We start from the raw sequence: 6,581 nt of genomic DNA, 5'->3' as shown, positions 1-6,581 counted from the left end.
GGCGCCGATGGTCCGGCCGCGGCTCTCACGATGGTGTTCGAGCTCGTCGAGTCCTCCCGGGCCCGCCGGTGCCAGTCCCTTCACGGCCGGCGGGACGGCCATCTCGCGGCCGCCGTGCAGGCGGTCCTCTCGCTTCTCGACGGTCTCCGGGCCGGCCGCGCGTCCGGCGGGACGGTCTCGGAGCTCTGCCGTCACGGGAGTTGCCGCCGTTCTCACAGGCCGGGCCGGGGTACCAGGCCGACAGCCGCGACAGCCTGCCCTCGCCGGTCGGCCGCAGACCCGCAGCCTGGGCCCCGGACGCCGGCTCCTTCGAGCGGCCGGTCGTCCACGGCTTTCACCGGCGCCCTCGCCGCCGGCACGACAGCCTCGCGTTCCGTCGAGTTCCGTCGCGTTCTCACCGGTCCCGGTGCGCCTTCCGCGACCGGGAGACGCACCGACACGGCGTACGGTCCCACGGCCAGGACACTTCGACGCGACGGTGCCGGGAGCTCATAGGCCGAGATCCAGTGCCAGACAGGAGTAGTAGGTCCACGCGCTCTCGGGCGTGTAGGCGTCTCGTGCCGGGTCTGCGGGGATGGCGGGTTTCTCGGCGGTCGTGTCCTCGAGGCGTATCCGTTCCGGCAGTGCGCCGAACCGGGCACGACGCAGCTGGGCGGCGCCGTCTGTCGGGTCCGATGTGTCCATGGTGCTGCTTCGGTCCAGGTCTGTGGGTTCGGGTGCGGGTTTCTCAGCCTCGGTGGGTCTCCAGCAGCCGCAGCCAGATCTCGCTGAGGGTGGGGAAGGCGGGGACGGCGTGCCAGAGCCGGTCCAGGGGAACCTCGCCCGCGATGGCGATGGTGGCCGCGTGCAGGAGTTCCGCGACTCCGGGGCCGGCGAAGGTGGCTCCGGCCACGGTGTTGCGGTCGAGGTCGACGAGCATGCGGGCCTGTCCGCGGTAGTCGTCGGCGTATTGGTGCGCCCCCGCGACGTGGGCGAGGTCGTAGTCGACGACCTTGATACGCCGACCGCTCGCTTCGGCCTCGCGGCTGGTCAGACCGACCGAGGCGACTTCGGGACGGGTGAAGACGACCTGGGGTACAGCGGCCTTGTCGGCGGTCCCGGTGTGCGCGCCCCAGCGGGTGGCGTCAAGCGGTTCGCCTTTCGCGCGGGCGCCGATGACAGCGCCGGCGACGCGGGCCTGGTACTTGCCCTGGTGGGTCAGCAGCGCCCGGTGGTTGACGTCGCCGACGGCGTACAGCCAACTGTCGTCGGCGCCGGTCACCCGGAAGGTGTCGTCCACGTTCAGCCAGTCGCCGGGGGTCAGGCCGACGGTCTCCAGGCCGAGGTCCCAGGTCGCCGGTCTCCGCCCGGTGGCGAACAGGAGCTCGTCGGCCGTCAGTTGTCCGCCGTCGGCCAGGGCGATGCGTACCTCGCCGCCGTCCTCACGGGCCAAGGACGCGACCGAGGCCCCGAACCGGACGTCGACGCCGGCGTCGCGCAGCCCGTCGGTGACCAGTTCCCCGGCGAACGGTTCGAGGTTCACCAGCAGTCCGTCCTCGCGTACCAGCAGGGTCACCCGGGACCCCAGTGCCTGCCAGGCGGTGGCCATCTCGACGGCCACGACACCTCCGCCGACGACGGCCAGGCGACCGGGCACCTTGTCGGCGCTGGTGGCCTCCCGGCTGGTCCAGGGACGTACCTCGTCCAGGCCGGGGACGGCGGGCAGAGCGGGGCCGCTGCCGGTGGTGACGGCCACCGCGTGCCGCGCCATGAGGTGGACGGTGTCGCCCTCGGCCGTCTGCACGGCGACCTTGCGGGGACCTTCCAGGCGGCCGTGGCCGCGGACGAGGTCGACGGAGACCGAGTCCAGCCAGTCGACCTGGTCGTCGTCCTTCCAGTAGGAGGACATCCTGTCGCGATGGGCGAGGACCGCCTCGACGTCCAGGGGGCCGGCCGCGGCATGGCTCAGTCCGGGGACGTGGCGGGCGTCGGCGCGTGCGATCACCGGGCGCAGCAGCGCCTTGCTGGGGTCGCAGGCCCAGAACGAGCACTCGCCGCCCAGCAGTTCGCGCTCCACGATCACCGTGCTGAGCCCGGCCGCGCGGGTGCGTTCGGCTACGTTCTCACCCACTGGTCCTGCGCCGATGACGACGACGTCGTAGGTACGGGCGGTCTCGTTCATCGTGATCCGTTCGTCGGTGTGTGCCGCGCGGAGGTCGGTGTGTGTGCGGCGGGGTCGCGGCGGCATGGGCGGGAGCCGGTGGGCGGCGCGGGTGAGCGGCTGCCGCCCACCGGTCCCGGGTGCGGCTGTCAGCGGCCGGCGAGGCGCTGCTTGATCTCCTGGATCACCCAGCCGTTGCCGTCGGGGTCGCTGAAGGTGAGGTAGCTGCCGTAGGAGGCACGCTCGGGGTGGAGGCCGGTCAGGCGCTTCTGGCCCTCGCCGCCGAAGGTGACGTCGCCGGCGTGGTGGCCGTGGTGCAGGAGACCTCCGGCGTCATGGAAGACCTCGCTGACCTCGATGCCGCGGCCGGTCAACTCGGCGTGCGCCTCCTCGATGTCGGAGACGATCAGGTACAGACCCTGGGCTGATCCGGGCGTGGCGGTGGTCATGCCGTCGCCGAAGATGATCGAGCACTCCGAGCCGGTGGGCGTGAAGTGGACCACCCGGAAGTCGTCGGTGGCGGTGTGGTCGACGTCCAGTCGGAAGCCCAGCCGCTCGTAGAAGGCTTTGGCGCGGTTCGGGTCGGAGACGGGCAGCACGATCATCTCAAGCTTGTAGTCCATGGGGGTCCTTACGTTCTGCTGGGTGTGGGGGATGCCGTCCGCGCGGGTTTCCCGACTGCTGCGGGAGTGGCCGGCTGAGCGGCTTGCGCGGTCCCGGCGGCCGCTGGGGCGGGCGCCCGGGTGAGGGCCGGCCAGGCTGTGCGGCTCGATCTATGACAAAAAGCTATCCCACGTTTAACACGTGCACAAGGTAATTTTGTGTGAGGAAATGTGACGAAGGCACCTCTGCCGGCGGGCATACCCCGGCACCGCGGCCTGTCCGGATTCGGCCGCGAGTTCGGCATCCACGGCCTCAACGCCTACCTCGAAACCCGCACCGTCTTCGCCGGCTGACACCAGCACCGGCGCCGGGGCGAGCTGCCCGCCTCCTGACTCCGAACCCAGCGGGCCGGGACGCCGCAAGCGTCCCGGCCCCGTCCGAACAGCGCAGCGGTCACGAAGGTGGCGCCGGTGCCTCTGACTGTCCGCAGCCTGCGCGCGCAGGTGAGTCTGGTGGACGTCCTGGCGCTCGAAGCGCTCTGCGTCAGGTATCCCGCGGCACACGACCTGCTGTCGGCTTCGGCGGAGCTGCTCACGGGAGCGCCTCGCTCCATCAGCGTGGCTCAGGGCAGGCTCCGATCGAGAAAGTGTTCGTGGAGGACTTCACCGTCCCCTGGACGGCCACGCCCGGCGTGCCGTACCCGTGTGGTGCCGGCCATGCCGTTCGGCGGCCGGCTGTCCAGTGCTCCCGTGGCCGAGGGAACCGCTGCCGGCCGCCGTCTCCCTCCTGGCGCCCGGACCACGCCGGGCCCTAGCCCTGCGCCGTGCACTCCCAGAACTCCCGCATCAGCGGTGTCGGAGTCGGGCCGGTCATCGCCGTCTGGGTCAGCAGGACGGTGACCGCGCCCGTCGGGGGGACGACGTGGGCCGTCGTGCCCGTGCCGCCTACCCAGCCGTAGCGGCCGGGGACGTTCCACGGGTCGACGGGGGTGACGTCGACCTGGCCGCCGTAGCCCCAGCCCTGGCCCTCCAGGAACAGGGTCGAGGCGTCGCGCTGGGCGGCAGTGAGGTGGTTGGTGGTCATGCGGCTCACGGAGGTGGGGGAGAGGACGGGGGTGCTGTCCGGGGCCATGCCGTCGTTGGCGAGCATCCGGCCGAAGGCAAGGAGGTCGTCGGCCGTCGAGACCAGGCCGCCGCCGCCCGACGGGAAGCTCGGCAGGCTGCTGTACGCGCCGTCCGGGGTGTCCGTCAGGCGCAGGGTGCCGTCCGCGGCGGGAGCGTAGGAGGAGGTGAAGCGGTGCCGTTTGGAGGCGGCCACCTCGAACGCCGTGTCCCGCATGCCCAGCGGCTCGAAGATCCGCTCCGCCAGGAAGTCGGGGAAGGTACGGTCCGACACCCGGGCGACCAGGATGCCCTGGAGAGCGGACGATGTGCCGTACAGCCAGGCCTCGCCCGGCTGGTGCAGCATCGGCACTCGGGCGAGCAGACCCAGCCAGGTGTCCGGTTCCGGCCAGTCCTGGAAGGAGCGGCTGTGATCCTGCACCGCGAACAGGGACCGTGCGGCGGGCAGGGAGAAGTCGGAGGGGAGGCCCCAGCCGGTCCGGAAGCTCAGCAGGTCCTCGACCGTGATCGGACGGTCGGCCGGGACCACGTCCTCGACCGGCGAGGAGGGCGTGCGGACCACCGTCGGCTTCGCCAGTTCCGGAAGCCACTCCTCCACCGGGGTGTCCAGCGCCAACCGGCCGTCCTCCACCAGTGCCAGGACCGCCGCCGCGGTGACCGGCTTGCTGACCGAGGCGATCCGGAAGATCGAGTCGCGGGCCATCGGGGTGGTGCCTTCGACGTCGACGGAGCCGACGGCGACCACCTCTACGTCATCGCCGCGGGCCACCAGGCCCACCGCCCCCGGCACGGTGCCGTCGTCCACGCGTCGTCGCAGGGTGTCGTGGAGAGATCTCATCGGTCGGCCTTCCGGTCCGGGGAGTCGTGGTCGAACACGTCGGATACGACTCTCCTTGCCTCGCCAACTCATCGCCCCGGCCGTTTCCCCGGTCAGGTGTCGGACGGATCGACCTCTGATTCGGTCACGCCGAGCTCCTCGACCGTGACAGGGCCCGGCCCGTCGTGACGGAGTCGACGGGGCGAGACGGTCGTTCGGCGCGACGTGCACCGCTCCGGCCTCGCCGGTTCCGGCGGGGTTCGGGTCGGTGGCGTCGTGGGCGACGGAGGTGGTGCATCGCCTGCCCGGCGTGAGCCGTACGCGTCCGTCGGTGCGTGCGGACGCGGTGCTGCGGGCTCCGGAGGCCGGACTGCCGGTGCTGCTGGTGGAGGTGGACCGGTGCACGGAAGCCGACGACGTCCTGGCGGCCAAGTTCGCCCGCTACCGCGAGTTCTTCCACGTGAGAGTGAAGGACCACGCGAACCCGGCGGCTCATGCGATCCATGCGGGCCAGGGCGTCCCGCTGTGGCAGAGCATGTACCCGCCGACCGGGCGGGATGGGTGTCCGCCGATTCTCGTAGTGTTCGATCCCGGTACCCGGCTGGGAGAACAGGCGCTCAAGAACCGCATGAACCGGGTGCTGGATCTGACCCGCGAACACTGGGCAGGCCGGCACGTCAGGTACAGCGAAGACGGCTACGTCGACTACAGCGACGCCATCCCGGTCCTTTTCACCACCCTGGCCCGCATCCAGGACTCCGGGCCGCCGGCCGCGGTGTGGTGGCGCTGCGGCCACCGCCGCTGGGAAACCCTCACCGACGCCCTCGACAACCCCAACGACGCGGATGCATGGCACCGCCGTGACGACGCGCGCCGGGTGGAGCGAGAGAGGCAGGAGGCACAGGAGAAGGAGCGGCGGGCGGCGCAGGCCCGCGAGGGCTGGGACCGGCCGGGCGTGCCCGTGCAGCCCGAACCCGTGCTCCCGCCCTGCGTGACCTGTGGCGGCCCGCTCAGGGGGATGGGGGTCGACGATCCGTCCGCTCCGCCGCCGGACGGTCGAGACTGCGCATCCTGCCGCTCCGTGGTCGCGACCCCCCGTCGGGACTGTTCAAAGCCCTCTTCGGCCGCCCGGGCAAGGGCACCCCATTCCGGCCTGTCGGGCCGTAAAAGGGGCCTCAGATCGTGTCCTATGTGGTCGCGTCACCGACCCCGCGCCCGCCGGCACTGTCACCCGAATGGCCCAACGTGACGTGCCACCCGCATGGGTGAAGATCAAGCTGATCAGTGTTCCGACAGAGACAATCTGTGAAAGGCGAACCAACACAGACAATCTGTGAAAGGTGAACCAAATGCGCATTCGACGAAGCCTCGCCGCCGTCATCACCACGGCAGCCCTCGCCGGACTCGGCCTGACAGGCGCCGCCACCGCCACAGCCGCCGCCCCCACCGTCACCCACGCCGCCCCCGCCAATGCCTCCCCCACCAGGGGTGAGTGTGAGGACGGCGGCGGAAGAGTCGATTTGGCGACCGGGACCTGCAAGGGCGGAAAGTTCGACGGGCCGATGATCGACTGACCCTCGCAAAGCGCCCCGCAGCCACCGCTGCGGGGCGCTCCCACGCGAGGGTGTCCGGGAGAGTCGCGGGGACTGTGCCGACCCGTCGGGCTCGCTTTTGAAGTGGCCCCCAGCAGACGGCTGTTGAGCAGTACGCCCCACACGTAGCCCCGTGGCCTGCGCAACGATGATCCAGGCGCCCCGCCCACCCGGGGGCGCCTTCTGGCGTGCGCAGCCGCTTCGCCCCCCGGCGGCTGGGCAAGGCGCCCCAGCCCCCCCGCCGATGCGGTGGGCCGACCCCGCCCCCGGCGCCAAGGCCAGATACACCAGGGCGGGGGGCGCCCCCG

8 protein-coding genes are annotated in these 6,581 nt (G+C 71.6%); 3 read left to right on the top strand and 5 right to left on the bottom strand.

All coding sequences use genetic code 11. The features are described from left to right. The 4 genes from ABZV34_RS36465 to ABZV34_RS36450 all read right to left on the bottom strand — a co-directional run. A partial coding sequence (locus ABZV34_RS36465) for a hypothetical protein (protein ID WP_356286680.1) occupies positions 1-195 on the bottom strand: 195 nt, incomplete at its 3' end. Between the two features lie 294 nt (positions 196-489). Beyond that, entirely contained in the window at positions 490-684 is a 195-nt protein-coding gene (locus tag ABZV34_RS36460; protein WP_356286677.1) for a hypothetical protein, read from the bottom strand. Positions 685-727: 43 nt separating this feature from the next. Then, positions 728-2,161 carry an NAD(P)/FAD-dependent oxidoreductase gene (locus ABZV34_RS36455; protein WP_356286683.1) on the bottom strand — a complete coding sequence of 478 codons (1,434 nt, stop codon included), beginning with the start codon at positions 2,159-2,161 and terminating at the stop codon, positions 728-730. A 128-nt stretch (positions 2,162-2,289) separates the two neighbouring features. Further along, positions 2,290-2,763 (bottom strand): VOC family protein, encoded by a 474-nt coding sequence (locus ABZV34_RS36450; RefSeq protein WP_356286674.1) that lies wholly within the window; start codon positions 2,761-2,763, stop codon positions 2,290-2,292. Between the two features lie 210 nt (positions 2,764-2,973). Here ABZV34_RS36450 and ABZV34_RS36445 point away from each other — a divergent pair, with 210 nt between their 5' ends. Then, the gene (locus ABZV34_RS36445) at positions 2,974-3,096 is read left to right on the top strand and encodes a hypothetical protein (RefSeq protein ID WP_356286671.1); all 123 of its coding nucleotides are present in this window, start codon (positions 2,974-2,976) and stop codon (positions 3,094-3,096) included. Positions 3,097-3,553: 457 nt separating this feature from the next. Here ABZV34_RS36445 and ABZV34_RS36440 read toward each other — a convergent pair whose 3' ends face one another. Beyond that, entirely contained in the window at positions 3,554-4,702 is a 1,149-nt protein-coding gene (locus ABZV34_RS36440; RefSeq protein WP_356286668.1) for a serine hydrolase domain-containing protein, read from the bottom strand. A gap of 289 nt (positions 4,703-4,991) precedes the next feature. Between ABZV34_RS36440 and ABZV34_RS36435 the strand changes: the two genes are divergently transcribed. Next, complete coding sequence (locus tag ABZV34_RS36435) at positions 4,992-5,930, top strand: replication-relaxation family protein (RefSeq protein WP_356286665.1); 939 nt, start codon at positions 4,992-4,994, stop codon at positions 5,928-5,930. A gap of 100 nt (positions 5,931-6,030) precedes the next feature. Then, entirely contained in the window at positions 6,031-6,255 is a 225-nt protein-coding gene (locus ABZV34_RS36430) for a hypothetical protein (protein ID WP_356286663.1), read from the top strand. Positions 6,256-6,581: the final 326 nt, after the last annotated feature.

The sequence above is a fragment of the Streptomyces sp. NPDC005195 genome, assembly GCF_040608315.1.
In the GTDB taxonomy this organism is placed as follows: domain Bacteria; phylum Actinomycetota; class Actinomycetes; order Streptomycetales; family Streptomycetaceae; genus Streptomyces; species Streptomyces kaempferi.
The sequence above is the reverse complement of the archived record's forward strand: the minus strand, read 5'-3'. Positions and strand labels throughout refer to the sequence as shown.

Bases quoted from the DNA above. Each gene is read 5' to 3' on its own strand.
- ABZV34_RS36460 (WP_356286677.1), bottom strand. From the start codon at position 684: ATGGACACATCGGACCCGACAGACGGCGCCGCCCAGCTGCGTCGTGCC.
- ABZV34_RS36455 (WP_356286683.1), bottom strand. From the start codon at position 2,161: ATGAACGAGACCGCCCGTACCTACGACGTCGTCGTCATCGGCGCAGGA.
- ABZV34_RS36450 (WP_356286674.1), bottom strand. From the start codon at position 2,763: ATGGACTACAAGCTTGAGATGATCGTGCTGCCCGTCTCCGACCCGAAC.
- ABZV34_RS36440 (WP_356286668.1), bottom strand. From the start codon at position 4,702: ATGAGATCTCTCCACGACACCCTGCGACGACGCGTGGACGACGGCACC.
- ABZV34_RS36430 (WP_356286663.1), top strand. From the start codon at position 6,031: ATGCGCATTCGACGAAGCCTCGCCGCCGTCATCACCACGGCAGCCCTC.